Genomic DNA, 25,970 nt, shown 5'->3' on the forward strand with positions numbered 1-25,970 from the left:
GAACAGGATGGGAAACAGCGGAGATCTTTATGTCCTGGAATGTGTGCGTTGTCGGCGCTGGAAAGATCGGGCAGATGATTGCAACCCTGTTGAAAGGGTCGCCGAATTACTCTGTGACGGTCGCTGATCATGATCTGAAAGCGCTTGGTGATATCTCGAAGATGGGCATTGGAACCAGACAGATCGATGCCAATGACGCGGACGGGCTGGCCCGGGAACTGACCGGTTTCGACGCAGTCATCTCGGCAGCGCCGTTCTTCTTGACCCCTTCGATCGCCAAAGCGTCCAAAGCGGCGGGCGCGCATTATTTCGACCTGACCGAAGATGTTGCGGCCACGAATGCGGTACGTGAACTGGCCGGGGACAGCGCAACTGCGTTTATGCCGCAATGCGGTCTGGCGCCAGGTTTTGTCGGCATCGCCGGAGCTTCGCTGGCGGCGGAGTTTGACGAGATTGACAGCCTGCACATGCGGGTGGGGGCATTGCCGCTTTATCCGACCAACGCGCTGAAATACAACCTGACCTGGTCCACCGACGGGTTGATCAACGAATATTGCAACCCATGCGATGCCATCGTGAACGGCAAGCTGGTCAAGACCGCGCCGTTGGAGAGCTACGAGATTCTAGGCCATGACGGCGTGGAATACGAATGCTTCAATACGTCGGGCGGTCTGGGCACGTTGCCGGAAACGCTGGAGGGCAAGGCGCGGGATGTGTCCTATCGCTCGATCCGCTATCCGGGTCATTGCGATATCCTGAAGCTGCTTTTGAACGATCTGGGACTGGAACGCCGCCGCGACCTGCTGAAAGAGATATTCGAGGCCGCCCTGCCCCGCACCGATCAGGACGTGGTACTGGTATATTGCACCGCAAAAGGCGTCATTGATGGCGTGCTGCGCGAAAAGTCCCTGATCAACAAATCCTTTGCCCGCACCATCAATGGACAGGTCTGGAGCGCCATTCAGGTCACGACCGCCGCAGGCGTGCTGGGGGTGGTCGATCTGATGCGGATCGGAGCGCTGCCCTCGAAAGGCTTTGTCCGGCAGGAACAGGTCAAGCTGGACGATTTCCTCAACACTGAATTTGGCCAGCTGTATCGCGCTGGCGACGTCACCGAACAGAACAAGGCGGCCTGAGATATGAAAGACATCGTAATGACAGCCCAAACCACGCTTGCAAACCTGGATCTGACCGAGGCCCAACTCAAAGGCGGCACGCTCAAGGTCACGTCGCCGATTGACGGAAGCCTGCTGGCCGAAGTGCACGAGACGCCGATCTCGGACATGGACGCCATCTTTTCCCGTGCAAAGGCCGCGTTCAGGGAATGGCGCGTGGTCCCCGCCCCGCGCCGGGGTGAACTGATCCGCCTGTTGGGTGAAGAGCTGCGCGCGGCCAAGGATGATCTGGGTGCTCTGGTCAGTTGGGAAGCAGGCAAGATCACCTCGGAAGGTCTGGGCGAAGTGCAGGAGATGATCGACATCTGTGACTTTGCCGTCGGCCTGTCGCGTCAGCTTTATGGTCTGACCATCGCGTCCGAACGTCCAGGCCACCGGATGATGGAAACCTGGCATCCTGCTGGCCCGGTTGGTGTGATTTCCGCGTTCAATTTCCCTGTCGCGGTTTGGTCGTGGAATGCTGCTCTGGCCCTCGTATGCGGTGATCCGGTGATCTGGAAACCGTCCGAAAAAACCCCGCTGACGGCGCTGGCCTGTCAAAAGGTTTTCGAACGCGCCCTGGCCCGGTTTGGCGATGCGCCGGACGGTCTTCTGCAAACGCTTATCGGTGGCGCCGATCTGGGAGAAAGACTGGTGGCCAGTGAAGATGTTCCGGTGATCTCGGCCACGGGATCGACCCGCATGGGCCGTGCTGTCGCCCCCATCGTCGCACAGCGCTTTGGCAAGTGCATTCTGGAACTGGGTGGCAACAACGCAATGATCGTCGGCCCTTCGGCTGATTTGGAGATGGCTGTGCGCGCGATTGTCTTTTCGGCAGTTGGTACCGCCGGTCAACGCTGCACCACGCTGCGTCGCCTGATCGTGCACAACTCGATCCGCGAAGAACTGGTGAGCCGTCTGAAAAAAGCCTATTCGGGTCTGCCCATTGGCAATCCTCTGACAGACGGCACGTTGGTAGGACCGCTTGTGGACGAAGCGGCGGGCGCGGCGATGACCGCTGCTTTGAAAGCGGCCGAAGCGGAAGGCGGTTCGGTGTTCGGCGGCAACCGCGTTACCGAAGGCGTTCCGGCAGGCGTATACATGGAACCTGCGATTGTCGAAATGCCGGGTCAGACCGCGTCCGTGAAAACCGAAACCTTTGCGCCGATCCTATACGTCATGGGCTATGACGATTTCGACGACGCGGTAGAGCTTCAGAATGACGTACCGCAAGGCCTTTCATCCTGCGTGTTTACCCTGAACATGCGCGAGGCCGAGCAGTTCCTGTCCGCAGCCGGATCCGATTGCGGAATTGCCAACGTCAATATCGGGCCCTCAGGGGCAGAGATCGGTGGCGCCTTTGGCGGAGAGAAGGAAACCGGCGGCGGGCGCGAAAGCGGTTCGGACGCGTGGAAAGCCTATATGCGCCGACAGACCAACACCGTGAATTACTCGGCCGAGCTTCCACTGGCCCAGGGCGTCAAATTCGACATCTGAGTGTCGCTGGATAGTTGTCGGGCAAAAACTTGAAAAGCCCGCAAAAACACCACCCGGGACGACCAGTCCCGGGTGTTTGTTTTTACCTATATGTAGAAGCCGTGTTCAGGCTGCGGGTTTCGATGTAGACGCTGCGGCGGTCATTTCGATGCAGATGGGTTGTCGTGAATGTCGCCAGGGCGGCGGCAACGCGCGTATCGTTTCCATGATGGCCATCCGACGCGTTTCGGTAGGAGACCCTCCATGGCTTTGCGCCACCTCATAGATCGGGGAATGTCCCTGTTCGATGCGCGTGCGCCATTCACCTCAAACGTGACCGATGTGCTAGAACCGTATCGCAATGGGCGCCTGAAGGCGGAAATGGACGGCGATCTGGTGGTTCTTGACGAAAACCTTGCTGTACGGCATGTGATGGCCGGGGGGGGGGAGCAGCATGTCCGCGAAGGCCAAATAGCCCGACGTGGCATGCATGAACAGTTCAAAGCGTCCGCGCGGTCCCCGGTGACTGCCCGCTTCAGCACCGGAAGGTAGTTAACACATGTGCCCTGCACCCATTGATGCAGAGACCCCACGCGGGTTCATTATCCCGATCGGGGGCGGCGAAGATCGCGTCAAGGAAATGCAGATCCATCGCAAGTTCGTTGAGCTTTCCGGCGGCAGCGATGCCGACATCGTCGTGATCCCGACAGCCTCGATGCTGGAAGAAACCGGGCCCGATTATAACCGTATCTTTTCCGAACTGGGTGCGGGCAAAGTAGAGTTCCTGCCTATCTCGCGCAGGGCGGATTGCGACAACCCCGAGTATGTCGAGATGCTTGATCGAGCGACCGGAGTTTTCATGACAGGTGGAAACCAGTTGCGCCTGTCAGCGATTCTTGGGGGAACTCTGGTCGCCCAAAAAATCCGCCGGCGGAATGCAGCCGGTGTTCCGGTTGCCGGAACTTCGGCGGGTGCTTCGATCATGTCTGAACACATGGTTGCCGGTGGCAGCAGCAACTCGGCTCCGGCGGAAGGCAACATTACACTTGCACCAGGTATGGGCCTGACCAATGCCGTCATCATCGATCAACATTTCACCCAGCGTAACCGTCTGGGTCGCCTGCTAACGGCTTCATCTTTCAACCCATTTTTGATTGGTTTGGGAATTGACGAAGATACGGCCGCCTTCATTGGGCCCGACAATGTCTTTGAAGTCATCGGCAGCGGCTCGGTTACTGTCGTGGATGCCAGCCAGTTGACTCATTCATCAATGTGGGATGCCCGGCGGGGCGAAGCGCTTAGCCTTCTGGGACTTCGGCTTGACGTTCTGGGTGAAGGGTGCCGTTATGACCTGACGGCTCGCCAGGCTTTTCCGCCGGATGAGCATTTGGCGTTCTGCACCTTGCCGGATTTGTCCGGGGAAGAGGCCGCCAACGGGGGGGAATAAAAGCTAACCAACGGGGAGCCTCATGAAAATAATCTCGACCAATGTCTTTGTCGGCCCGAATGTCTGGGCAAGTTTCCCCGTTATTCGCCACGTCATCGACCTGGGTATTCTGGAAGAGTGGCCATCGGCAAAAATTGGTTCCGAGTTTATCGACGCGCTGATCGAAGCGCTTCCTGGCCTTGCGGAGCATGGCTGTTCCTACCGCGAACCCGGAGGTTTCATCCGCCGTCTGCGTGAAGACGAAGGCACGTGGCTGGGTCACGTTCTGGAACATTGTGCCATCGAGGTTCAGAACGTAGCGGGCACTGACGTGACCTTTGGCCGGACACGCGGCACAGGTGAGCCGGGCCAGTACAACATGGTGTATGAATACCGTCAGCGCGACGTTGGGCTGGACGCAGGGAAGCTGGCAATGCGGTTGCTGATGAATCTGTTGCCTCAATCCCTGAAAGATCTGGTGGATTACGATTTCGACCCGGACTTTAACTGGGACGACGAACTGCGCAGCTTTGTTCTGCGCGCACAGCGCAAGGAATTCGGCCCGTCGACCGGGTCGCTGGTCAAGGCGGCGCAAGAACGCGACATTCCCTGGATCAGACTCAACTCTGGCTCGCTGGTGCAATTCGGGCACGGCAAATACCAGAAACGCATTCAGGCGACGATTACATCCGAGACCAAACATATCTCGGTCGAGATTTCCTGCGATAAGGAAGATACCCACAACCTGCTGAACGATCTTGGCCTGCCGGTTCCACAGCAGCGCATGGTCTATTCCGCACGCGAAGCTGTGCGCGCTGCGGCGCGCATTGGCCATCCGGTGGTCGTCAAACCATTGAACGCCAATCATGGGCGGGGCGTTTCGATCAATTTGAATTCGGATGAAGAGGTCGAGGCTGGCTTCGCCGAAGCAAAGGAACATTCCCGCAGCCGCGCCATTCTGGTAGAGAGCTTTGTCACCGGGTTCGATCACCGGATGCTTGTGGTGGACAACAAGCTTGTTGCGGTGGCAAAACGGGTTCCAGGCCATGTGGTCGGTGATGGTACGCACACGATTGCCGAGTTGGTCGATATCGTGAACGAAGACCCGCGTCGGGGCATCGGGCATGAAAAAGTGCTGACCATGCTCGAGATCGATACTCAGGCCAGGCGCCTTATGGATGCCGCAGGCGTAACCGAAGAGACCGTCTTGCCGGACGGTGAAGTTTTCTATCTGCGTTCTACGGCAAACCTTTCGACCGGCGGCACTGCGATTGACCTGACAGATGTGGTCCATCCCGACAACCGCGACATGGCGGAACGAGCCATAATGGCGGTTGGGCTGGATGTTGGCGGCGTCGATTTCCTGATCGATGACATCACCAAATCCTACAAGGACATCGGCGGTGCCATTGTCGAAGTGAACGCAGCACCCGGTTTCCGCATGCATGTGGCGCCATCCGAAGGACAACCGCGCGATGTAGCCGGCAAAGTGATCGACATGCTGTTTCCAGCCAATGAGGAAACCCGCATTCCGATCGCCGCGATCACCGGCACCAACGGCAAGACGACGACGTCCCGAATGCTGGGCCATATTATGAAGACCAGCGGCAAAACCGTTGGCATGACCTCGACCGACGGGGTCTATGTCGATGGTAAGCTGAGCGTCAAGGGTGACATGACCGGGCCAAAATCCGCGCAGATCGTCTTGCGCGACCCGATGGTTGATTTTGCCGTGATGGAAACCGCGCGCGGCGGGCTTGTGCGGTCTGGTCTGGGATACCAGCGCTCGAACGTGGCGGCATGCCTTAACGTTTCGGCCGACCATCTTGGCCTTGGCGGCATAAACACAGTCGAGGAACTGGCCGTGGTGAAACGCGTGGTGGTGGAAAGCGCGACGGATACTGCGGTTCTGAATGCTGATGACATCAATTGTCTGAAAATGGCTGACTACGCCGGGGCGGATCAGATTTTCTACGTCACGACCAATCCCGGCCACAGCTTGGTCAAGGAACATATCAAGGCGGGCGGAAAGGCCATTGTTCTGGAAAAAGGCATGAACGGAGACATGCTGACGATCTATGACAACGGGCTTCACATTCCGGTCCTCTGGTCGCATCTGATCCCCGCTGCACTGGAAGGCAAAGCGATCTTCAACGTTCAAAACGCCATGTTTGCTGCCGCCATGGCCTACAGCTTCGGGGTCGATCTGGACAACATCCGGCATGGGTTACGCACCTTCGATACCAGCTATTTCCAGGCGCCGGGGCGTATGAACGTCTATGACGAACATCCGTTCAAGGTCATCCTGGATTACGGCCACAACCCCGCCGCTCTCAACGCGATGGCCGCGTTGGCGGATCAATTGGAGATCAAAGGTCGCCGATTGTGTGTCGTTGCCATGCCCGGCGACCGGCGCGATGAAGATATCATCGACGGAGCTGCCGCGCTGGCCGGGCATTTTGACCATTTCATCTGCAAGGCCGATGACCGCCGCAGAGGCCGAGGACATGATGAAGTACCGCGGATGATGCGTCAGGCACTGATTGACAATGGCGTTGACGACGCATCCATTTCGGTTATCCCGGATGAGGTCGAGGCCGTAAATGCCGGGCTGCAACAAGCGGCACCGGGGGATCTGTTGGTAATTTTCGGCGACGACACTACGCGCTGCTGGAAACAGATCATCTATTTCAGCTCTGACGGTGCAACCCCAGATGCCGAGGTTGCACCAAAGACCACGGCCGTCGACACATCCTTCGAGGACATGTTCGAAAACGATCAGAATTTGATCAGGGACGAGCGCGGTGTGCGCCTGGCGCGTGAAATCAGCGAAGACGCGGACTGAGCGAGGGCACCGGAATGGACCGGATTGAAGAGCTTGAAACCGCGCTGACAATAATAAGCGCGACCGCTGATCATATTCAGGCCGACGACGCCCGGCGTCTGACGGGGCCTGGCCTGTTATGGAACAAACCCGGCGCGGTGATGGATGTATTTTTCACCGGAATTGATCCATCCACGGTCTCGGCCCTGTGGGAAAAAAACGCCCGGCGAGTGCTGGACGCGCTGGGATGGACGGATCAGGATTTGACCCATCGCACATTCACTGGCGGTGTAAATCTGGCGATTTCCGCACCAATGGATCAGCTGTATTCGGCGATCTTCGCGGTGCAGACGGCGTGGCACTTCTGTGCCGCCGAGTTGTTGGATGCAACTCCCGGTGACTTTGATCAAATGGTGGCCGATGTCAAAGCTGTTATGGCCAAAGAAGCCAATCCCCGCCTGATCGACCTGATCGCTGCGGCCGAGGCGCATGGCGTGGATATTCTGTGCGACGACGATGAGGTTTCAATCGGGCACGGTACAGGTAGTCAGGTCTGGCCGGTTGATGCCCTGCCCGTCCCTGGTGATGTGGACTGGTCCAGCCTTCACAACATTCCAGTTGCGTTCATCACCGGCACCAATGGCAAGACCACGACGACCCGGTTGCTTGAGGCGATCGCGCGGGCATCTGGCAAAGTTGCAGGGCTGACCTCGACCGAGTTTGTGCGGGTCGGCAACGACATTCTTGACCGAGGCGATTACTCGGGCCCGGGTGGCGGCCGGATGCTGCTGCGCGACAAGCGCCTTGAGATCGCCTGCCTTGAAGTGGCCCGCGGGGGTATTCTGCGCCGTGGTCTGCCAACGCGTGCGGCCTCGGCGGCCGCTGTCACAAATGTTGCGAATGACCATTTGGGTCAGTACGGCGTCAATACCGTGCCGGAACTGGCACAGGCGAAGTTCGCCGTGCATCGCACACTTACCGATGGTGGCGTGCTGGTTCTGAACGCTGATGATGCGTATGTCCGTGCCGAGGCAAAAAACACGTCGGCAAATATCTGGTGGTTTTCCTTGGATGCACAAGCGGATCTGATCCGTGAGGCGCGCGATTCCAACAAATGCTGCGCCTATGTGCAGCAGGAAAATATCGTGTTTTTCGATGGCACTTCCGAAAAGACGGTGATTGCCGTGTCAAACGTGCCCGTGACCATGGGCGGGGCGGCGAAATACAACACCCTGAACGCCTTGGCCGCCATGTGCCTTGCTCTGGCGCTGGACCTACCCCTTCAGGCAGTGCGAGATGGATTGGCCGGTTTCAAACCCGATGCAAAGGACAATCCGGGGCGCTGCAACGAGTTCAACTATCATGACGCCCGTGTTTTTGTAGATTTCGCACATAACCCGCACTCGATCTCTGCCGTGTGCGAAGCGCTGTCAGGACTTCCGGCAAAACGTCGCTTTATCATGCTCAGCCATGCGGGCGACAGATCGGATCAGGACATTCGGGACGTCACCGCGACGGCTTTGAAATTCCAACCTGACGTAATCGTTGCAGCCGAACTGGAAGGCTATCTGAGAGGCCGGGCGTTGGGAGAAATCCCGGACCTGATCGAATGGACGGCCTTGAAGCACGGATACAACGCTGATCAGATCCAAAGGGCCCCATCCCCTTCTCAGGCCGCGGCCAGGATTCTTAATCAACTTGAGCCGGGCGATCTTGCTTTGTTGCTTGTCCTGTCAGAACGCGACGCCGTTCTTGAGATGCTGGGCGCTTAGGTACGACACCTATTGGCGTACCCCGGCGATCTATTGGAAAACAAACAAACCCCGCATTGGATTTGCGGCATCTAAGAAATCACGGCCACGAATGACTGTCGGCCTGATCATGGGTTTTCTATATTTGTGAGGACGTAATCCACCGTTCAATCTCGCCTGGGGAAACTGAGCGAAACCAATCGCCCGAGTTGTCAGGTCACGGTCGATCTCGGCAGGCATTCGGCGATCACGAAGCTTTGGAACACAGTCCGGGCCTAACAACACAACCCTGATGTTTTTCGATTGCCGATTATCCCGGTGCCCCACTTACTCGCTCAACAGCTGCGACAGTTTTTCTGCACCCCGGCGCAAAGTGTCGAGAAATGACTTCAGACTGCCGACATCATGCCGTTGCGTCGGGGCATGAACTGAAAGCGTGGCAACCAGCCTGCCCTGCGCGTCCTGCACCGGTACGGCAATCGCCACCATGCCCGCCATGAATTCTTCGTCGTCGGTGGAAAATCCCCGCTCGGCGGTGATCTTGATTTCGCTCAGCAGAGCCGTCGGCTCTGTCAAAGAACGGGCGGTCTGCTCTTTCAGCTTTCCGGCTGACAGAAACCCGTTCAGAGTTTTGGGACGCAAGGTGGAAAGGTACATCTTGCCACTGGCCGTGCAGTGGAACGGCACCTGGGTTCCGATCGGCAATTGAATCCGCAACGGCCATTTTGTTTCCACTCGGTCAAGATAGATCATGCCTTCGCGATCCGGGATGGCCAGATTGCATGTTTCGCCCACTTCGTCGGCTACGCCGCGCAGGATGGCGAGACGCGCGGTCCGCAAATGCTCGGCGGACATGGTATTCACGGACAGCAGCCGCAGTCTTCTGCCCGGACCATAGGACCGTCCGTCAAGATCGCGTTGCAAGAACCCTTCTGCCTCAGCCGTTTGCAGCAAACGATGGATGGTGGGTTTGGCCAATCCCAATGCATCGATCAGATCCGAGGGTTTGACCGCAACGCCGCGCCGTGCCACCTCTTCCAGGATCAGCAACAGGCGCAGGTTGGTGGGAATCTGAGTTTCTCTGTCTTTAGTATCAGTCTCGGCCATCCTTCAACATTCTAGTTATTTGGTAGAAGGATCAAGGCCAGTTCGGGGACCAGCGACACCAATATCCAGACGGATAGCAGGGCCGCCAAGTAAGGTACCGTATAGCGCAGCAACCGGAAATACGGCACGCCTGTCACGCCTGAAGCGACATACAGGTTAAGCCCGTATGGTGGTGTGATAAACCCGATGGACGCCCCGACCAGGAAGATGACCGAGAAATGGATTGGATCAATTCCAACCGAGGCTGCGATTGGCGCAAGGATCGGGGCCAGGATGATGGTGACCGGAAGGCTTTCCAGCACCATGCCCGAAAAGAAGACGATCACCATCGATGTGAACAGAACCGCATGGTACCCCCCCATGGAGGTCACGAAGTTTCCGATTGTTTCCTGTGCGCCAAGCAGGGACAGGATCTGCTGCATCACCACCGAAATTGCGATCAACGGGGCCAGGATACCCGTAATCTGGGCAGACCTGATAACGATTGAGGGGATCTCTGGGATCGTGAACCCCTCGACCACGAACATTTCAGCGAAGCTCTTCTCGGTTGGCGGTATATCGTTCCGGGCACCCATGATGCGGTTAATGGGGTAGCTGACCAGCCCTGCGATGACACAAAAGCCCACGGTCACGCCGGCGGCCTCTGTCGGAGAGAACTTGCCGGTATAAATGCCCCAGAGCACAAGGCCGATGGCGAAAAAGCCGAGCCAGGCACCAAAGGCGGTTTTCAGCACCCGGTTCAATTGCAGTGGGATCAGATAGCCCCACCCGTTCATGCGGCAGATGACCCAGCATGCCAGTTGCATCCCGATGACCATCAGCGCACCGGGCAGAATACCGGCCACGAACAATTCGGAAATCGGCAGGTTCATCAGAAAGCCATAGACGATGAAGATGATCGAAGGGGGAATGATGATACCGACAGTACCGCCCGCAGCAGCGGTCGCGGCGCTGAACCGTTCGTCATAGCCGCCCTTTACCATCTCGGGATGCAGCATCGACCCGATGGTCGCCGTCGTGGCCGAGTTCGACCCCGAAATCGCCGCAAACAGCCCGCAGGCACCCAGCGACGCCATTGCCAGCCCGCCGCGTATCCAGCCCAAACAGGCATAGGCAAAATCACTGAGCCGTCGCGCGATACCGGATTTGTTGATCAGGTCTCCGGTCAGGATGAACAGCGGCATTGCCAACAGGGCGAAGCCCTTGTTGAAGACGTTCAGCAGTTCGGCCCCCATATTGTCCAGCGTCAGACCAAGGACAAAGGAACATCCAATGACCCAGTAACCGATGACCAGCAGCACCGGCACGCCCAGCATGAACAGAAAGGTGACCCCCAGCGAGATCAGTGTAACAAGTGTTCCGTCTGTCATCAGTCTGCCCCGATCACGGCCTGCTTGATCAGCGGCTCGCCTGTTTTCCAGTTGTGCAAATCATCGGCGAGGTTCTGAAACACGCGACCGACCATCAAGAAGAATGACAATGGTGCAGCCAGCAGGAACCACCACTGCATGATATTGTCCGTGCCCAGAACGATCTGAAAGTTCGAGGCCGAAAGCGCCACCAGTCGCGAGGTGGTCACGATAACGATCACCGCAAAGATGAACCACAGTACCGCGTCAAGAAACAGGCAGGCCAATTGCCCGCCGCGAGGCATGGCGGTGCGGAATTCACTGAAACTCAGATGCGTGCGCAAACGTACGTTGTAGGACGCACCAAACCAGGCCATTACCATGAAAAGAAGCGGAGGAATGGTCGTGGACCAGGGTTCCTGATCATTGAAGACAAACCGGTCGATCACGCCCCAGAAAATGATCAGCGCGATGGCAAGATAAGAATACACCATGACCGACCGTTCCAGATGACGTTCGATCAACGGCACCTTGCGATAGATCAGCATGACCAGCAAACCCCCGATCGCGGCGACGACCGCACCAACGATCCAAGCGGCGTCGGATTCCAGAGCAAGTTGAATCTCGAAAGAATCCTGGCTGAGAAAAGCGCTGAATATTGCGCCAATGTCTGCCCAAAGTGACATGAAGCCCGTCCTCCCAGTGGGTATTGATTGAACCGGCCCATTCGGGCCGGTTCTGGCAGTCTAATCAGGCCTCGCCCTTCCACCAGCGGCGCGGCTCGACATTTTCCGGCAGCGTGTCTGCGGGGATCTCGCGCGCGATGTCGTAGATCTCCTGGTATGTGTCGATGCCACCGGCCCATTTGTTCAGCCGCTCGCGCCACTGCGCCCACGGCTCGGGGTTGTAGTTCGGAGCACACATTTCTTCGGCCAGTTTGATCTGGTCCTCCGGCAGGAAGGCAGGGCGCACACCGTTTTCCGCAAAAATGGTTTGCGGCAATTGCGGATCCGAGAATCCGACAGTGTTCAGCAGTGCCGCCTCGTTCGCTCCCTGAATCAGAGCCTGGGTGAAGTAGGACGACTCCATCACGGCATCCTGCAATTCACCGCCCAGCCCATCGAATACTTTGGCAGACATCGAAGTGTGTTCGGTACCGCAGAAGAACTTCAGGTTCACCGATTGCGAGACCACAGGTGCCATGTTCGCATAAGCCACCGCCGAGGCCCAGGTTTCCGCACCATCGATCAGACCGGTCTTGAGCGCATCCAGCGTTTCTTCCCATGCCACTGGAACAGGGTTCAGATTCAGCAGTTGCATCGCGATCCGACCCAGCTGCGTGCCCGTCACGCGGTTCTTGGTCCCGAACAACTCTTCCAGCTTGGTAACGGTCGGCTTGTCGGCAAAGGTCGAGCCCATTTGCAGACCGCGCAGTTCACAATGGGTGAACAGGAATTTCAGCCCGTGACGCTTTTCAAGCGGGTCGCGCAGGATACGTTGGCTGGCGGGGCTGTAGAAGAAATGATACTGCGCCGCCCGGCTGGGGAACATGTAGGCATAGTCCAGGACGTTCAGATAAGGCGCACCGCCGGCCGAATTCTGGGTCGAGGCTGCGTAGATATCGACGATTCCCTGCTGGGTTTTTTCAACACAGCTGAGTTGTCCGCAGATCTGGTTGTCGCCGATGAACTCGATCCGAATCTCGCCATCCGTGCGCTCTTCGAGATCGCGTGCAAACTCGATGGCGCCGGCGCGCTCGATCAGCAGGTTGCGGGTGTTGAAGCCCGACGCACCAAATTTCAACGTGTGCTTCGGTTCTTTCGAAAAGCGTTTTTCATACGTGGATTCCGCCGCTTGCGCCAGATTGGCCAAGCTCATTGCCCCGCCAAACCCTCCTGCTGCAAGCAGCGTCGAGCTCATGCCATAGCGCCCTGCCACCCGAAAAAAATCCCGCCGAGAAATACCACTCAGTTTCCGACCAATCTCCATTGCTTACCTCCCTGTTCGCAATTATTGAGACGTTTTGTATCAAAAAAGGCTAGTATATTTCTTGCATCTTGCATAGAGTTTTTTTCAACGACGTTGGGAGGAGGCGGTCATGGAAGTGGATTATGCGGTAGTTGGCGCGGGGTCTTCGGGCTGTGTCATCGCCAATCGGCTCAGCGCCGACCCCAACACGACCGTCGCGTTGTTGGAGGCTGGCGGCCGCGACACCAACCCCTGGATCCACATCCCGGTTGGCTATTTCAAAACCATGCACAACCCTTCGGTGGACTGGTGTTACAGGACCGAGCCCGATCCGGGCCTGAACGGGCGCTCGATCGACTGGCCACGCGGCAAGGTGCTGGGCGGCTCATCCTCACTGAACGGTCTGCTCTATGTGCGCGGCCAAAAAGAAGATTATGACCGCTGGCGCCAGATGGGGAATGTCGGCTGGGGCTGGGAAGACGTGCTGCCTCTGTTCAAACGCAGCGAAGACCAAGAGCGTGGCGAAGACCCGTATCACGGTGTCGGTGGGCCGCTGTCGGTGTCGAACATGCGCATTCAGCGACCGATCTGCGACGCATGGGTCGCGGCAGCGCAAGCCGCCGGATACCCGTTCAATCCGGATTACAACGGCGCAGATCAGGAAGGCGTAGGGTATTTTCAGCTGACCACCCGCAATGGGCGCAGGTGCAGCTCGGCCGTGGCGTATCTGAAACCCATTCGAAACCGACAAAACCTGAACATCATCACGAACGCATTGGTGACACGCATAACGCTGGATGGGAAACAGGCGACCGGACTTGTCTATCGGGATCGCGCAGGCAATGAGAAAACCCTGAAGGTACGACGCGAAATCATCCTGTCCGGCGGCGCAATCAACTCTCCTCAGATCCTGATGCTGTCGGGTATCGGCGACCCGGACCACCTGAAGAAAAACGGCATCGATCCGGTCCATGCCTTGCCCAATGTCGGCAAAAGACTACAGGATCACTTGCAGGCCCGTCTCGTTTTCAAATGCAATGAGCCCACATTGAATGACGAGGTGCGCAGCCTGATCAATCAGGCCCGTATCGCGCTCAAATATGCTTTGTTCCGCGCCGGTCCGATGACCATGGCGGCCAGCCTTGCGACCGGATTCATGAAAACGCGCCCGGACGTGGAAACACCCGACATTCAATTCCATGTACAGCCTTGGTCCGCCGACAGCCCCGGCGAAGGCGTGCACCCGTTTTCCGCCTTTACCATGTCCGTGTGCCAGCTGCGGCCGGAAAGCAGGGGTGAACTGCATCTGAACGGCCCGGACCCATCACAGCATGTAAAGATCATTCCGAACTATCTATCGACGGAAACGGATTGCCGAACCATCGTCGACGGCGTGAACATCGCCCGCAGAATCGCACAGCACAATCCGCTGGCATCGAAGATTTCCGAAGAGTTCCGCCCGACGTCACAACTTTCGACCGAAGATTACGAGGGCACGCTGGACTGGGTCAGGTCGAATTCCGTTTCGATCTATCACCCAACGGGGACCTGTGCGATGGGTACGAATGAAACCGCAGTCGTAGATCCTGCGCTAAAGGTGCGCGGCATCGGAAACCTGCGGGTCGCGGATTGTTCGATCATGCCCGAAATCGTCAGCGGCAACACAAACGCTCCCGCGATCATGATCGGAGAAAAAGCGAGTGACTTGCTTGCCGCCGGAACATAGCGCGGCACGCTGCGTATCCGAATGCCCAGGAAAACGGGGCAATTCGGCTTGCATTTCTTCGGGATATTCCGGTGATGCGGTCCCTGCCCTGACCTAGCGCAGAGGCGGCGTCAGCCATTGCGCGGACATCCCATAATTGGAATTCTTCAACTCCTGTTTGGCAATAGCCTGAAGATGGACCTCATCCGGCCCATCCGCATAGCGCAACGCCCTGGCCCAGGTGTAACTGTCGGCCAATGGCGTGTCGGGCGTCATGCCCATTGCGCCAAAAACCTGCATTGCACGGTCCGTAACCTTTGCATGCACCTGCGGCGCCACAACCTTGATCAGGGATATTTCGCGGAACGCCTTTTTCGCGCCCACCTGATCTATCTTCCAGGCCGCCTTCAGGGTCAACAGCCGGGCCTGTTCGATCTCCAACCGGGATTTCGCGATCCATTCACGGATCACGCCTTGTTCCGAAAGCTGCTTGCCAAATGTCTTCCGTTCCTGGGCACGTTCCACCATCAGGTTCAGTGCCATTTCCGCCGCCCCGATCGAACGCATGCAATGATGAATACGCCCCGGCCCAAGCCGCGCCTGAGCCAGTGCAAAGCCGCTGCCCTCTTCACCCAGCAGATTGCCGGCCGGGACGCGCACGTCCCTGAACACCAGTTCAGCATGGCCTTCGGGATCGTGCATGTTCAGGATCGTCGGATTGCGCACGATCTCCAAACCGGGCGTATTCCTTGGAACGATGAGCATGCTTTGCTGTTTATGGCGATCGGCGTTCGGGTCGGTTTTGCCCATGACGATGAACAGTTTGGTATTGGGGTGGCACGCATTGGTGATGAACCACTTGCGGCCATTGACGACGTATTCGTCACCCTCGCGCCGGATGGATGTCGTTATGTTGGTCGCGTCCGAACTGGCCACGTCGGGTTCGGTCATGGCAAAGGCCGAGCGGATCTTGCCGTTCAACAGCGGCACCAACCAGTCTTCGCGCTGCTCGGGCGTGGCGAACATGTGCAACAATTCCATGTTTCCGGTATCCGGCGCGTTGCAGTTGAAGACTTCAGAAGACCAGCTTACCTGGCCCATCAGCTCGGCCAGGGGTGCGTAATCAAGATTGCTGAGCCGCGTTCCGGGCTCATCATCCCGCAAAGAGGGCAGGAACATGTTCCAAAGCCCTTCGGCGCGGGCCAGCGACTTAAGGTCTTCCATGAACGAAACGGGGAAATTGCCGGCTTCTATTTCCTCTTTGTGGTCGCGAATGCGCGGATAGATATGCGCCTGCATGAAGGCTTTCAGCCGGTCGTGCATTTCCGTGGCGCGTGGCGATGGAGCAAAATCCATTGTGATCCTCTTCAGTGCGTTGCAGCAGCGATTTCGTCGAGCGCCATTTGCGCCAGAGGGGCCACCAGACCCTTGAACGCCATTGCGTTCTCGTTCGATGCGTTTCCCGCCAGCGCACGGCTGTAAACACCCTGTGCAATCGCAGCCATCCGGAAAAAGGAAAACGCCAGATAGAAAGTCCAGTTTTCAATCTCCGGCAGGTCACGCAGCGAACAATACCGCTCGATCATCTCAGCTTCGGAAGGGATGTTCAAAGCAGCGCGATCCAGCCCTTGCAGCCCCTGGATCAGACCGGTGGGCGGCAATCTGAGACACACACAGAAATAGCCCAGATCAGCCATCGGGTGGCCCAGCGTCGAAAGTTCCCAATCCAGAACCGCGGTGATCTGCGGGGCATCCGAAGCGAAGATAAAATTGTCTATGCGAAAGTCACCGTGGATCAGACTGACCGAACCGTCACCATCGGGCAGGTTGCGGGACAGCCAGCCCATAAGCTGTTCCATCTCGGGAAGATTACTTGTTTCTGCGGCGCGATACTGTTTCGTCCAGCGGCTGTACTGGCGTTGGAAATAGTTTCCCGGCTTGCCGAAGTCCGACAGACCGACAGCGCCTGTATCAACCGAATGCAGCGCGGCCAGAACCCGGATCATTTCATCGAACACCGGATGATGGTCGGCCACGTCCAACTCGGGCAGCGCCGGGTTCCAGAAGATACGGCCTTCCTGGAAGCTCATGACATAGAACATGGAACCGATGACATCCGTGTCCTCACACAGCACGTAAGGTTTGGCGACTGGAACCGCAGTGCCATGAAGTGCCTTCAGAACACGATATTCCCGATCCACCGCATGGGCCGAAGGTAACAGGTCACCTGGCGGTTTGCGGCGCAGCACGTATTTCGAACCACCGGCCTTCAGCAGATAGGTTGGGTTCGACTGCCCGCCCGAAAACTTTTGATAGGACAATGGGCCGGCGAAGCCTTCGATATGGCGCCCCAAATATGTCGAAAGCCGCTCGGTATCGAGTTCGAGGCCGGATGAGGTCATGCATGAAACTCCGTATTCCGCCAGGATACGATTCAGCTTACCGCCCCCAATGACATTTGTGAAATTTACTTGCATGATCGCCGGCATAAATCTGGTGAATGACATGACGACCAAGCTCAACAAGATCGACCTGAACCTTTTTGTTATTTTTGACGCCATCTATACCGAACGAAATCTGACCCGCGTTGCCGAACGGCTGTCGATCACGCAACCGGCCGTCAGCAACGCCCTGACCCGGTTGCGCAAGACACTGAACGACCCGCTTTTCGTGAAGACTAGCACGGGGATGCAGCCCACGGCCCTGGCAGAGAGCATTTCGGACAGGATCTCAGCCGCTCTTCACCAGTTGCAAGCCGCATCGGCACAGGGTGAACGGTTCGACCCGTTCACCAGCAAACGGCTGTTCCGGGTCAGTTTGGTCGATCTTCACAGCCTCATCATCCTGCCCGGGCTTTTGTCCGGGTTTCAGCGCACGGCACCCCAGGTCGAACTCAGCCTCGTGCGTATTCCCCGCCGGGATACGCGCAAGGCGTTGCAGCAGGGCACGATCGACATCGCGTCAGACATTCCGATGCCGGACAGTTCGGATCTGATCAGCCGGACCATCATGAAGGACCGCTATGTCTGTGCTATGCGACCCGACCACCCGCTGGGTTCGGTCCCATTGACGCTGGAGCGATATCTTCAGCTGACACATCTGCATGTTTCCTCACGGCCTCAGGGGGCGAGTCCGGTCGACATCGTCCTGCGCAAACTGGGCGCACGGCGCAAACTCGGGCTTCAGATGCAAAGTTATCTGAACATCCGGGATATTCTGCACAAGACAGATATGGTTGCCACGCTGACCGAATGCAGCGCGCGTGAAATGGGGCTGCGCATGTTGAGGCTGCCGGTTGAAGTGCCTCCGATCGAACTTCGCCTTTATCGGCATATCCGGTCCGACGGCGACGAAGCCGTACAATGGATGTTCGACCAAATTGCAGGTCGCACCGTCAGAGCGAACGATACGGAACAGCATCATAGGGTCGATCAGAATTGATACGGAACCTCGGGCAACATGTGTCGTCAGGATATCGGAGGCGCCAACCGTCAGGTCCGCGAAACCTCAAGGTCGGAAACATCACGTATTGATCTGACTTTCAGACTTCTTGGGTAACGCGTCATAGGTCGCCTGAAGATAGGCAAAGCCATATCTTCGGTCAGGCTCCAGATTCGTCCCCTCTGCCCACTCGTTCCACGCATTTATGAAAACGATTTTTTCGTCGGCACTGTATTTTTCCTGCGCAAGAACCTGGCGGCACAAATGTTCCGTCCAGCGCTTGTAGGCATCAATCGTGAACCGCCCCATAATCCGAGGGGCATCCTGATTGCGCGCGGTATTGTCCCACGAGAGCGTAGAGGACCGAAACAGCTTGTACCGGGGTTCCGGCTTTTGAAGCTCTGCCTCGACCACGGCCTGGTAATCCAAAACGGCTCCTGTGAACTCTGGATTGTAGATCCCCATCTCATCCGTGATGTCGGTGCGCTTTACCTGATGCGGCGGGAACTCCATAGCAGCGTCAAAACCCAGTTTCTCTGGGTCGCCGATATCGAAAGTCTGGGCAGCTATGAGATACAGGTCCGGGTCGCCCCAGCTTTGTGCCTCTTTTCGCCAAGCCGCGGTTGTTTCCTCGATATTCGGTATGGTGTTCGCTCGGTACACGATGAAAACCGGTTTCCCATCTATCCGAATATAACGCGGATCATCAAAATATTTGCGTATGTGACGCAAAAGGTTCAGGGAATCCTCGATCGAATGGTTCTGCGCGATAAGAACGTCGTGCGCCCGCCCGTCCCAGCGGCGCGTCCAGTTTTCGTTTGCCCATGTCAGGCAAAAAGGCATGTCGACTTCCGGATTGCCCAACATTTGTTCGAGCGGGTGCTCCATCAAGGTCTTTCCGCCGAACCAGTAGTAGTAATAGGAGAACCCTCCTATCCCGTAAGACTTCGCGATCCGCGCCTGTTCGACCATGATTTCTGGCAACCGCAAGTCGTAGTAACCCAGATGAATCGGACAATGAGGTTGGTAATGGCCCGGATAATTCGGGACGGCCTTTCCGACATTGGACCATTCGGTAAAGCCTTTGCCCCACCATTCATCATTCTCTTTGAAGGGATGAAATTGCGGCAGGTAATGCGCAATCGCCCGCACTGCTGGTTCAGCTTTAGCAGGCGGGTCGAAGGGTTTGAATTCGTCGGCCCGACCGATGGCTTCAAAACCCTGCCTGTTGGATTGCCCCGGTTTGTCCCAACCCCTTTCGGGTCTCTTTTCTTGGCTGAATTTTTGAACCGCCTTGCCGTACGTGGCGACAAAGGTGGGCTGAGTTTCGACGCCGCAGTCAGCAAACAGTGTCTGACATCAGCACCTGTAGGCCTGATTGTAGGATTTGCATAACGGAAGGTTTCTGGCTCATCTGAACCGTTTAGAAGTGAAGATGAGACGGAAAGCTGGAACCGACAAAACTACAGCTGAACAGGTCGTCAAGGACATTCGCCGCAAGACACGCAAGCACCATTCTGCGGAGGAGAAGATCCGCATTGTACTGGAGGGTTTGCGCGGCGAGGAGAGCATCGCCGCGCTCTGCCGTCACGAGGGGATTGCCGCGAGCCTGTACTATTCCAGGCCGAAAGAGTTCCTGGAGGCCGGAAAGAAGCGGCTGGCAGGCGACACAGCCAGGCAAGCGACGAGCCCCGAAGTGAAGGAACTGCGGGCCGAGGCGTCGGCCCTGAAGGAGGCCATTGCCGACCTCACCCTGGAAAACCGCCTACTCAAAAAAAGTATGCTCGCTGATGGGGACGACGACATATGAGATACCTCGCAACGGAGAAGCTCGAGATCATCCGACTTGTCGAGCAGTCCCACTTGCCAACGAAGAGGACGCTGTCGAGGCTGAGCATTCCGACAACCACGTTCTACCGCTGGTGTGCCCGCTATGAGGCGTTTGGTGAAGCCGGGCTTGAAGATCGCCGTCCACACGCCGGCCGGGTCTGGTACCGCATCCCTGACGAGATCCGGAAGGCCATCGTTGACCTCGCTATTGATGAGCCGAAACTATCGCCCCGCGAGCTGGCATTCCGCTTTACAGACACGAAAAAGTACTTTGTGTTAGAGCCTTCGGTCTATCGTATCCTCAAGGAGCAGGATCTGATTACTGGGCCGGCGTTCAACGTGATCAAGGCCGACGACGAGTTCCATGACAAGACTACGAGACCGAACCAACTTTGGCAGACCGACTTCACCTACCAAAAGGTGACTGGCTGGGGTTGGTTTTTCTCGACGATCCTGGGCGACTTCAACCGTTACATCGTGGCATGAAAGCTTTGCACAACGATGAAGGCCGACGATGTTACCGACACTCTGGAACTGGCGTTGGAGGCATCAGGCTGTTCGTCGGCGACCGTCCGACAAAAACCGAGGCTGCTCAGCGACAACGGCTCATCATACATCTCTGGTGACCTGGCGGATTGGCTCCAAGATCAAGGAATGGACCACGTTCGAGGGGCATCAAATCATCCGCAGACCCAGGGCAAGATCGAGCGGTGGCGCCAAACGCTCAAGAACCGCATCCTGTTGGAGAACTATTACCTACCGGGCGCACTCGAGGAAGCGATCAGAGCCTTCGTCGACCACTACAATCACCGCCGCTATCAAGAGAGTCTCGGCAATCTGACACCGGCCGATGTCTACTTCGGTCGCAGCGACGGCATTCTGAAGGAAAGGAGAACCATCAAGGAAAGAACACTGAAACAGCGACGCTTGCTCAACCTCGGGAGCGCCGCGTAAGATCGCAATCAATGAGCCAGGCCGTCCTAAACGCCGTCGGCTCAATCGGAATACTTCATTCGATGACGGACAATCTTGCCGCTCCGATCAAAAAAGGCTTTGCATCCCCTAACGCGGCTTTGCCATTTGGCTGCGCTTGATGATCGGTTTCTTGCCTTCGCTTCACCGGTGAAAAACCAATTCAATCGTTTCTCAGATTGGCGTCGCTGAATGCAAAAGATCACAGACCTTATTCAGCAGCCCGGATCCGTCGTACTGGAACCGGGGTTGACCCTAACTGTGTTTGCGAGGAAATAACGATCATGCCCATTCCACAGGTACGGCAGGCAGGATTGTCACAGATTACGATCATAAGCGTTTGTTACTACAGCAGTGGTGTACTGCCGAAGATGCTGAATTCCATCCCAGAGGGCGTGCCGACAATTTTGGTCGACAATGGCTCGGACGAAATAGAAGCGGTTCGGCAAATGGCCGAGACACATGGCGCAACTCTGATCGAAAGCCAAGACAACATCGGGTTTGGCCGCGCACGCAACCTTGGTGCCGCCAAGGCAACAACGGAACTGCTTTTATTTCTGAACCCGGATTCCCACTTGCTGCCCGGAGCATTGGACGCGTTGAAAGAGGGGGCCGACAATCATCCGGATGCGTCAGCCTTCAACCCTTCAATTCTGGACCGGAAGGGGGCACCTCGTTTCATGCGATACAGTGTAATCATTCCCCGAAATGAAACACTGCCCAGGAAAACAGCCGATTCCGGCTTTGAATTGCCGGTCCTCGTCGGCGTCGCCTTCCTGGTCCGCCGCGAAGCGTTCGAAGCGGTCGGCGGGTTTGATCCCGAAATCTTTCTGATTCATGAGGACGATGATCTGAGCCTGCGGCTCAAAGCCGTTTGCAGGCCACTATACTATGTTCACAACTCTCAGATGCGCCATGCCAGAGGCAAATCCTCGCCAGGAAGCCCAGCCATCGCTGGCCTGAAGGGCTGGTATAGGGGGCAATCGCGCGTTTACGTCGCCCGCAAGCATGAAGTCCCGATGGCCTCTGGTCGTGCCCTGGCATCGGCGCTACTGCAAATGATGTCTCCGGCTATGTTGTTTTCAGCGAGAAAACGCGCCAAACAATGGGCCTTCTTGCGTGGCGTTTTGGCATGACCGGAATGCCCGCCCAGCCCCGTTCAGACCTTGATCACAAAGCGTGAAGCAGCTTACAGCCCACGCAAATTCCAGCCTAAACACGCAACCATGAGACAGTTCGCGGCCTAGCTCAGAAGCCCTTTAAGATAGGTGCCGTACGTGGACTTGGCGAATAGGCGCGCGCGCATATCAAGAGCCTCGTCGTCGATCCAGCCATTTGCCCATGCGATTTCATCCAGGCTGCCGGTCTGCATACCCTGACGTTCCGTGATCGTTCGCACGAAGTTTCCCGCATCCAGCAAAGACCCGTGCGTGCCGGTATCCAGCCAGGCAAGACCGCGCCCCATGGTCTGCACATCCAGCAAACCTTCGTCCAGATACATTTCCAGCAGTGACGTGATTTCCAGCTCGCCGCGATCTGACGGTTTGACCTCATGCGCGCGGGCCGGAGCGTCGCCATCCAGAAAATAAAGACCCGTCACCGCGTAATTCGACGGAGGCACCTTGGGTTTTTCGACGATCGCGCGGGCTTTGTTCCCTTCGAAATCCACAACTCCGTAGCGTTCTGGGTCAGCGACCCGGTACGCAAAAACCGTACCGCCGCGCTTCAGTTGATCCGCCTCGAGCAGCAGGTCCGGAAGGCCATGTCCGAAGAAAATGTTATCACCCAGAATCAACGCTGACGGGGCACCGTCCAGAAAATCCTCGGCCAGTGTATAAGCCTGCGCCAGACCGTCAGGAGACGGTTGCACGATCCATGTCAAGGACAACCCGTATTGACTGCCATCTCCCAACAGGCGCTGAAATTGATCCTGATCTTGGGGGGTGGTGATGATCGCGATCTCGCGGATCTGCGACAGCATCAAAACACTCAGCGGGTAAAAGATCATCGGCTTGTCGTAGATCGGCAGCAATTGCTTCGATATCGCCATGGTGATCGGGTAAAGCCGGGTTCCGGACCCACCGGCAAGAATAATGCCTTTGCGCTGCATAATCTGTCCTTTCAAGGTTCAGCTGGTCGCTGACTTCAACTCGCTCAATATCTCGGCCAATCCGGCTTTCCAGTCGGGTCTCTGGATTCCGAACACATTATCCAGCCGCGAACAGTCCATACGTGAGTTCAGCGGCCTGGGTGCCGGCGTTGGGTAAGCCTCGGTTGGAATATCCTCGATTTCGACCGACAAGCCGGATTGAGAAACAACTTCACGGGCGAAATCCGCCCAGCTGGCATCAGGTGCACCGGAATAGTGAAACACCCCCCCTTTGGCTTCGAGGCCAGCCTTGGCCATTTTCAGCAAGGTTTCGGCGATGTCTGCAGCAGGTGTTGGCCCGCCGATCTGATCTGCGACGATGGTCAGCTTGTCACGGGTTTCTGCCAGTCGGAGAATGGTCTTTGCAAAGTTCTTTCCGTGGGCCGAAAACACCCAGCTTGTCCGCAAAATGGCATAGTGGCCGCCAGCCTCTGCGATCTGGTGTTCGCCGTCCAGCTTGGTTCGACCATAGGCCCCCAAGGGCCCGGTCGGGTCATCGGTGTTCCAGGGGGTCGTACCAGAGCCGTCAAAAACGTAATCCGTGGAAATATGCAGAAAGGGCAGGCCTCGGACAGCGGCGGCACGCGCCATTGCTCCGGGTGAATCTCCGTTGATCCGTTGCGCCAGGTCGCTTTCTTCTTCGGCCTGGTCAACGGCAGTATAGGCGGCCGCATTGATGATCACGTCCGCATCCGTGTTCCGAATGGCGTCTGCACAGTGCGACGGGTCAGACAGGTCCGCCGCGGCGCGATCCAAGGATTCAACCAAGACACCATGCACCTGTCCGCGACGTCGCAACTCGGTTGCTACCTGCCCCCCGTGGCCGAATACCAGCGCCTTCATTTGGCAACACCCAGCCGCTCACCCACGCCACTGCGGGCCTGCAAGGCGTTCAGCCATGCGCTGTTGTCCAGATACCACTGAACCGTCTGTTCCAGCCCGGTTTCGGGCGTATAGGAAGGGCGCCAGTTCAGTTCGGTCCGAATCCGGGTCGGATCGATGGCATAACGCTGATCGTGACCCGGGCGGTCAGCGACGAACGTGATCAAATCCGCATAGGGCGTTTCACCCGGCTTGAGGCGATCCAGGATCGAACACAGCATTCTGACAAGATCAAGATTGGTCATCTCATTCTCGCCACCGATATTGTAGCTGCGGCCCAGTTCACCCTTTTCGAGCACCAGCAACAGGGCTTCGGCATGGTCATCGACATGCAGCCAGTCGCGAATGTTGTCGCCTTTCCCGTAAATCGGGATCGGTTTGCCCGCCAGCGCGCTGAGGATGACAACGGGGATCAGCTTTTCCGGAAACTGGTAAGGGCCGTAGTTGTTGGAGCAATTGGTAAGAACCACTGGCAGGCCGTATGTTTCACGCCACGCCCGCACGAGATGATCCGATCCCGCTTTCGAGGCCGAATAGGGTGAGTTCGGCTGGTATGGGCTGTCTTCGGTGAAAAACCCGGTTTTACCCAAGGACCCAAAGACCTCGTCGGTTGATATGTGATGAAACCGGAAATGCTCGGGCCGGCCGGCACCCACCCAATAGGCGCGTGCGGCTTCCAGCAATACATAAGTACCGGTCAGGTTCGTGTCGATGAACGCGGCCGGGCCATCGATCGAACGGTCAACATGGCTTTCAGCGGCCAGATGCATGATCGCGTCTGGCTGGTGCTTGTCCAGTATCGCCGACATGGCGGCGGCATCCCGGATGTCCGCATGTTCAAAAACGTATCCCGGCGCATCCGCGACAGAGGCAACATTGTCCAGACAGGCCGCATAGGTCAGGGCATCGACATTGACGACCGAATGCCCATCGGCAATCGCGCGACGGATAACGGCAGATCCGATAAAGCCCGCCCCGCCCGTAACCAGAATTTTCATTGTGTGTCCTCGAATACGAAAGGAGATTCAATTTCGCGCAGAAGTGGTGCGATCCGATCTTTCTCGGACAGCTGGGGTTCTGAATTGCTCTGTGGCCATTCAATGCCGATATCGGGATCGTCCCAACGAACCGCGCCTTCAGTTTCCGGCGCGTAGGTATCAGAACACTTGTAGACGATCTCGGTCTCCGGCTCCAACGTCACGAACCCATGCGCGAACCCCGCAGGAACCAACAGCATCCGCCCGTTTTCGAAACTCAGTTCTTCACCGACCCAGCGACCATAGGTGGGCGAGCCTTTGCGGATATCGACCGCGACATCAAACAGCCGCCCACGACCGCAGCGCACCAGCTTGGCCTGCGCCCTTGGCGGAGCCTGAAAATGCAATCCGCGTACCGTGTTCACCGTGCTCGAAAGGGAATGATTGTCCTGAACGAATTGCGTATGAATTCCTTGTGCCGCAAAACTGTCGCCATTGTAGGTTTCCTCAAAAAACCCGCGATGATCGCCAAAACGCTTCGGGGTGATCAGTTTCACTTCCGGAATGGAAAGCGCCAATATTTCCATTGTTACTAATTTTCATCTATGTGTTGATGTCTCGGCCTGCTATGTCACATTTGCTCCACCGACGCCAAGACCTATGTTGTCTGATCAGCAATTTGAGCGGCTTATCGGTTCCGAAGGTCGGGCGATTATCGCAGGCAAGTTGCGATTCTGGTAGAATTCATTGAAATTATTGGACCATCTCTGCATGAAAACACAGGGATGTAACAGATAGTGAAGCCGCAGGCGCGCCAACGCTTGGGTCGAAACCAAAAGCACCGCGACATGGGGCGGTATTCGAGCGCTGAGGCTGGGACGTGTCAATTTGGCCGCAAAAGCCGATCCACACCTTACTGCTTAAAAAGGTACAAGCCTGCTTTGGCCGAGATATCTTTC

Annotated in this window: 20 protein-coding genes and 1 pseudogene; 10 read left to right on the forward strand and 11 right to left on the reverse strand. The window is 57.0% G+C overall.

The genetic code is table 11. The features are described 5' to 3' along the window. Window positions 1-29: 29 nt before the first annotated feature. The 6 genes from GOW31_RS10450 to GOW31_RS10475 all read left to right on the forward strand — a co-directional run bounded on the left by GOW31_RS10450 (window position 30) and on the right by GOW31_RS10475 (window position 8,652). Window positions 30-1,136 carry a saccharopine dehydrogenase family protein gene (locus GOW31_RS10450; RefSeq protein ID WP_171169871.1) on the forward strand — a complete coding sequence of 369 codons (1,107 nt, stop codon included), beginning with the start codon at window positions 30-32 and terminating at the stop codon, window positions 1,134-1,136. An 18-nt stretch (window positions 1,137-1,154) separates the two neighbouring features. Further along, on the forward strand, window positions 1,155-2,651 hold the full coding sequence (locus tag GOW31_RS10455; RefSeq protein ID WP_171170282.1) for an aldehyde dehydrogenase family protein: 1,497 nt from the start codon (window positions 1,155-1,157) through the stop codon (window positions 2,649-2,651). 243 nt (window positions 2,652-2,894) lie between these two features. Beyond that, window positions 2,895-3,182, forward strand: coding sequence for a hypothetical protein (locus GOW31_RS10460; protein ID WP_171169873.1), 288 nt, complete (start codon window positions 2,895-2,897; stop codon window positions 3,180-3,182). Window positions 3,183-3,189: 7 nt separating this feature from the next. Beyond that, the gene (locus tag GOW31_RS10465) at window positions 3,190-4,077 is read left to right on the forward strand and encodes a cyanophycinase (protein ID WP_171169875.1); all 888 of its coding nucleotides are present in this window, start codon (window positions 3,190-3,192) and stop codon (window positions 4,075-4,077) included. Window positions 4,078-4,099: 22 nt separating this feature from the next. After that, window positions 4,100-6,901: a cyanophycin synthetase gene (gene cphA, locus GOW31_RS10470; protein WP_171169877.1), complete on the forward strand. Its 2,802-nt coding sequence runs from the start codon at window positions 4,100-4,102 to the stop codon at window positions 6,899-6,901. A 14-nt stretch (window positions 6,902-6,915) separates the two neighbouring features. Next, the gene (locus GOW31_RS10475; protein ID WP_171169879.1) at window positions 6,916-8,652 is read left to right on the forward strand and encodes a Mur ligase family protein; all 1,737 of its coding nucleotides are present in this window, start codon (window positions 6,916-6,918) and stop codon (window positions 8,650-8,652) included. Window positions 8,653-8,958: 306 nt separating this feature from the next. On the opposite strand, the gene GOW31_RS10480 is transcribed toward GOW31_RS10475, so the two are convergent. From GOW31_RS10480 to GOW31_RS10495, 4 genes are all read right to left on the reverse strand, one after another. Beyond that, entirely contained in the window at window positions 8,959-9,738 is a 780-nt protein-coding gene (locus GOW31_RS10480; RefSeq protein ID WP_171169881.1) for an IclR family transcriptional regulator, read from the reverse strand. A gap of 11 nt (window positions 9,739-9,749) precedes the next feature. Then, the gene (locus GOW31_RS10485) at window positions 9,750-11,108 is read right to left on the reverse strand and encodes a TRAP transporter large permease (RefSeq protein WP_171117968.1); all 1,359 of its coding nucleotides are present in this window, start codon (window positions 11,106-11,108) and stop codon (window positions 9,750-9,752) included. Further along, window positions 11,108-11,773: a TRAP transporter small permease gene (locus GOW31_RS10490; protein WP_152460474.1), complete on the reverse strand. Its 666-nt coding sequence runs from the start codon at window positions 11,771-11,773 to the stop codon at window positions 11,108-11,110. The genes GOW31_RS10485 and GOW31_RS10490 overlap by 1 nt, the downstream gene beginning before the upstream one ends. A gap of 64 nt (window positions 11,774-11,837) precedes the next feature. Continuing rightward, on the reverse strand, window positions 11,838-13,076 hold the full coding sequence (locus GOW31_RS10495) for a TRAP transporter substrate-binding protein (RefSeq protein ID WP_152460475.1): 1,239 nt from the start codon (window positions 13,074-13,076) through the stop codon (window positions 11,838-11,840). A 109-nt stretch (window positions 13,077-13,185) separates the two neighbouring features. Here GOW31_RS10495 and GOW31_RS10500 point away from each other — a divergent pair, with 109 nt between their 5' ends. Then, window positions 13,186-14,781: a GMC family oxidoreductase gene (locus GOW31_RS10500; protein WP_171169883.1), complete on the forward strand. Its 1,596-nt coding sequence runs from the start codon at window positions 13,186-13,188 to the stop codon at window positions 14,779-14,781. 93 nt (window positions 14,782-14,874) lie between these two features. Here GOW31_RS10500 and GOW31_RS10505 read toward each other — a convergent pair whose 3' ends face one another. After that, the gene (locus tag GOW31_RS10505) at window positions 14,875-16,116 is read right to left on the reverse strand and encodes an acyl-CoA dehydrogenase family protein (RefSeq protein WP_171169885.1); all 1,242 of its coding nucleotides are present in this window, start codon (window positions 16,114-16,116) and stop codon (window positions 14,875-14,877) included. Between the two features lie 11 nt (window positions 16,117-16,127). Then, window positions 16,128-17,162: a phosphotransferase family protein gene (locus GOW31_RS10510; RefSeq protein ID WP_171169887.1), complete on the reverse strand. Its 1,035-nt coding sequence runs from the start codon at window positions 17,160-17,162 to the stop codon at window positions 16,128-16,130. A gap of 73 nt (window positions 17,163-17,235) precedes the next feature. On the opposite strand from GOW31_RS10510, the gene GOW31_RS10515 reads away from it, so the two are divergent. Continuing rightward, window positions 17,236-18,201: a LysR family transcriptional regulator gene (locus GOW31_RS10515; protein WP_217356664.1), complete on the forward strand. Its 966-nt coding sequence runs from the start codon at window positions 17,236-17,238 to the stop codon at window positions 18,199-18,201. 81 nt (window positions 18,202-18,282) lie between these two features. Here GOW31_RS10515 and GOW31_RS10520 read toward each other — a convergent pair whose 3' ends face one another. Beyond that, entirely contained in the window at window positions 18,283-19,353 is a 1,071-nt protein-coding gene (locus tag GOW31_RS10520) for a glycoside hydrolase family 99-like domain-containing protein (RefSeq protein ID WP_217356665.1), read from the reverse strand. 283 nt (window positions 19,354-19,636) lie between these two features. On the opposite strand from GOW31_RS10520, the pseudogene GOW31_RS10525 reads away from it, so the two are divergent. Then, a pseudogene (locus GOW31_RS10525) lies at window positions 19,637-20,985 on the forward strand (IS3 family transposase). 302 nt (window positions 20,986-21,287) lie between these two features. Beyond that, a complete protein-coding gene (locus GOW31_RS10530; protein WP_171169891.1) occupies window positions 21,288-22,139 on the forward strand; it encodes a glycosyltransferase family 2 protein in 852 nt (283 codons plus the stop codon). A gap of 107 nt (window positions 22,140-22,246) precedes the next feature. Here the strand turns inward: GOW31_RS10530 and rfbA are convergent, their stop codons facing one another. From rfbA to rfbC, 4 genes are read right to left on the reverse strand one after another with little or no spacing between them, the layout of a single operon-like run. Then, window positions 22,247-23,113 carry a glucose-1-phosphate thymidylyltransferase RfbA gene (gene rfbA, locus GOW31_RS10535; RefSeq protein WP_171169894.1) on the reverse strand — a complete coding sequence of 289 codons (867 nt, stop codon included), beginning with the start codon at window positions 23,111-23,113 and terminating at the stop codon, window positions 22,247-22,249. 18 nt (window positions 23,114-23,131) lie between these two features. Beyond that, window positions 23,132-23,995 carry a dTDP-4-dehydrorhamnose reductase gene (gene rfbD / locus GOW31_RS10540; RefSeq protein WP_171169896.1) on the reverse strand — a complete coding sequence of 288 codons (864 nt, stop codon included), beginning with the start codon at window positions 23,993-23,995 and terminating at the stop codon, window positions 23,132-23,134. Then, window positions 23,992-25,032: a dTDP-glucose 4,6-dehydratase gene (gene rfbB / locus GOW31_RS10545; RefSeq protein ID WP_171169898.1), complete on the reverse strand. Its 1,041-nt coding sequence runs from the start codon at window positions 25,030-25,032 to the stop codon at window positions 23,992-23,994. Before rfbB ends, rfbD begins: the two co-directional genes overlap by 4 nt. Beyond that, complete coding sequence (gene rfbC / locus GOW31_RS10550; RefSeq protein WP_171169900.1) at window positions 25,029-25,598, reverse strand: dTDP-4-dehydrorhamnose 3,5-epimerase; 570 nt, start codon at window positions 25,596-25,598, stop codon at window positions 25,029-25,031. The genes rfbB and rfbC overlap by 4 nt, the downstream gene beginning before the upstream one ends. Window positions 25,599-25,970 lie beyond the last annotated feature (372 nt).

Origin of the sequence: Ruegeria sp. HKCCA0370 (assembly GCF_013033705.1) — a bacterium.
GTDB lineage: Bacteria > Pseudomonadota > Alphaproteobacteria > Rhodobacterales > Rhodobacteraceae > Ruegeria.

Excerpts from the sequence above, each read along its gene's own strand:
- GOW31_RS10510 (WP_171169887.1), bottom strand. The coding sequence starts at position 17,162 with ATGACCTCATCCGGCCTCGAACTCGATACCGAGCGGCTTTCGACATAT.
- GOW31_RS10450 (WP_171169871.1), top strand. The coding sequence starts at position 30 with ATGTCCTGGAATGTGTGCGTTGTCGGCGCTGGAAAGATCGGGCAGATG.
- GOW31_RS10465 (WP_171169875.1), top strand. The coding sequence starts at position 3,190 with ATGTGCCCTGCACCCATTGATGCAGAGACCCCACGCGGGTTCATTATC.
- rfbD (WP_171169896.1), bottom strand. The coding sequence starts at position 23,995 with ATGAAGGCGCTGGTATTCGGCCACGGGGGGCAGGTAGCAACCGAGTTG.
- GOW31_RS10500 (WP_171169883.1), top strand. The coding sequence starts at position 13,186 with ATGGAAGTGGATTATGCGGTAGTTGGCGCGGGGTCTTCGGGCTGTGTC.
- GOW31_RS10475 (WP_171169879.1), top strand. The coding sequence starts at position 6,916 with ATGGACCGGATTGAAGAGCTTGAAACCGCGCTGACAATAATAAGCGCG.
- GOW31_RS10460 (WP_171169873.1), top strand. The coding sequence starts at position 2,895 with ATGGCTTTGCGCCACCTCATAGATCGGGGAATGTCCCTGTTCGATGCG.
- GOW31_RS10515 (WP_217356664.1), top strand. The coding sequence starts at position 17,236 with ATGATCGCCGGCATAAATCTGGTGAATGACATGACGACCAAGCTCAAC.
- rfbB (WP_171169898.1), bottom strand. The coding sequence starts at position 25,032 with ATGAAAATTCTGGTTACGGGCGGGGCGGGCTTTATCGGATCTGCCGTT.
- GOW31_RS10480 (WP_171169881.1), bottom strand. The coding sequence starts at position 9,738 with ATGGCCGAGACTGATACTAAAGACAGAGAAACTCAGATTCCCACCAAC.
- GOW31_RS10455 (WP_171170282.1), top strand. The coding sequence starts at position 1,155 with ATGACAGCCCAAACCACGCTTGCAAACCTGGATCTGACCGAGGCCCAA.
- cphA (WP_171169877.1), top strand. The coding sequence starts at position 4,100 with ATGAAAATAATCTCGACCAATGTCTTTGTCGGCCCGAATGTCTGGGCA.
- GOW31_RS10505 (WP_171169885.1), bottom strand. The coding sequence starts at position 16,116 with ATGGATTTTGCTCCATCGCCACGCGCCACGGAAATGCACGACCGGCTG.
- GOW31_RS10495 (WP_152460475.1), bottom strand. The coding sequence starts at position 13,076 with ATGGAGATTGGTCGGAAACTGAGTGGTATTTCTCGGCGGGATTTTTTT.
- GOW31_RS10485 (WP_171117968.1), bottom strand. The coding sequence starts at position 11,108 with ATGACAGACGGAACACTTGTTACACTGATCTCGCTGGGGGTCACCTTT.
- GOW31_RS10530 (WP_171169891.1), top strand. The coding sequence starts at position 21,288 with ATGCCCATTCCACAGGTACGGCAGGCAGGATTGTCACAGATTACGATC.
- rfbC (WP_171169900.1), bottom strand. The coding sequence starts at position 25,598 with ATGGAAATATTGGCGCTTTCCATTCCGGAAGTGAAACTGATCACCCCG.
- GOW31_RS10490 (WP_152460474.1), bottom strand. The coding sequence starts at position 11,773 with ATGTCACTTTGGGCAGACATTGGCGCAATATTCAGCGCTTTTCTCAGC.
- rfbA (WP_171169894.1), bottom strand. The coding sequence starts at position 23,113 with ATGCAGCGCAAAGGCATTATTCTTGCCGGTGGGTCCGGAACCCGGCTT.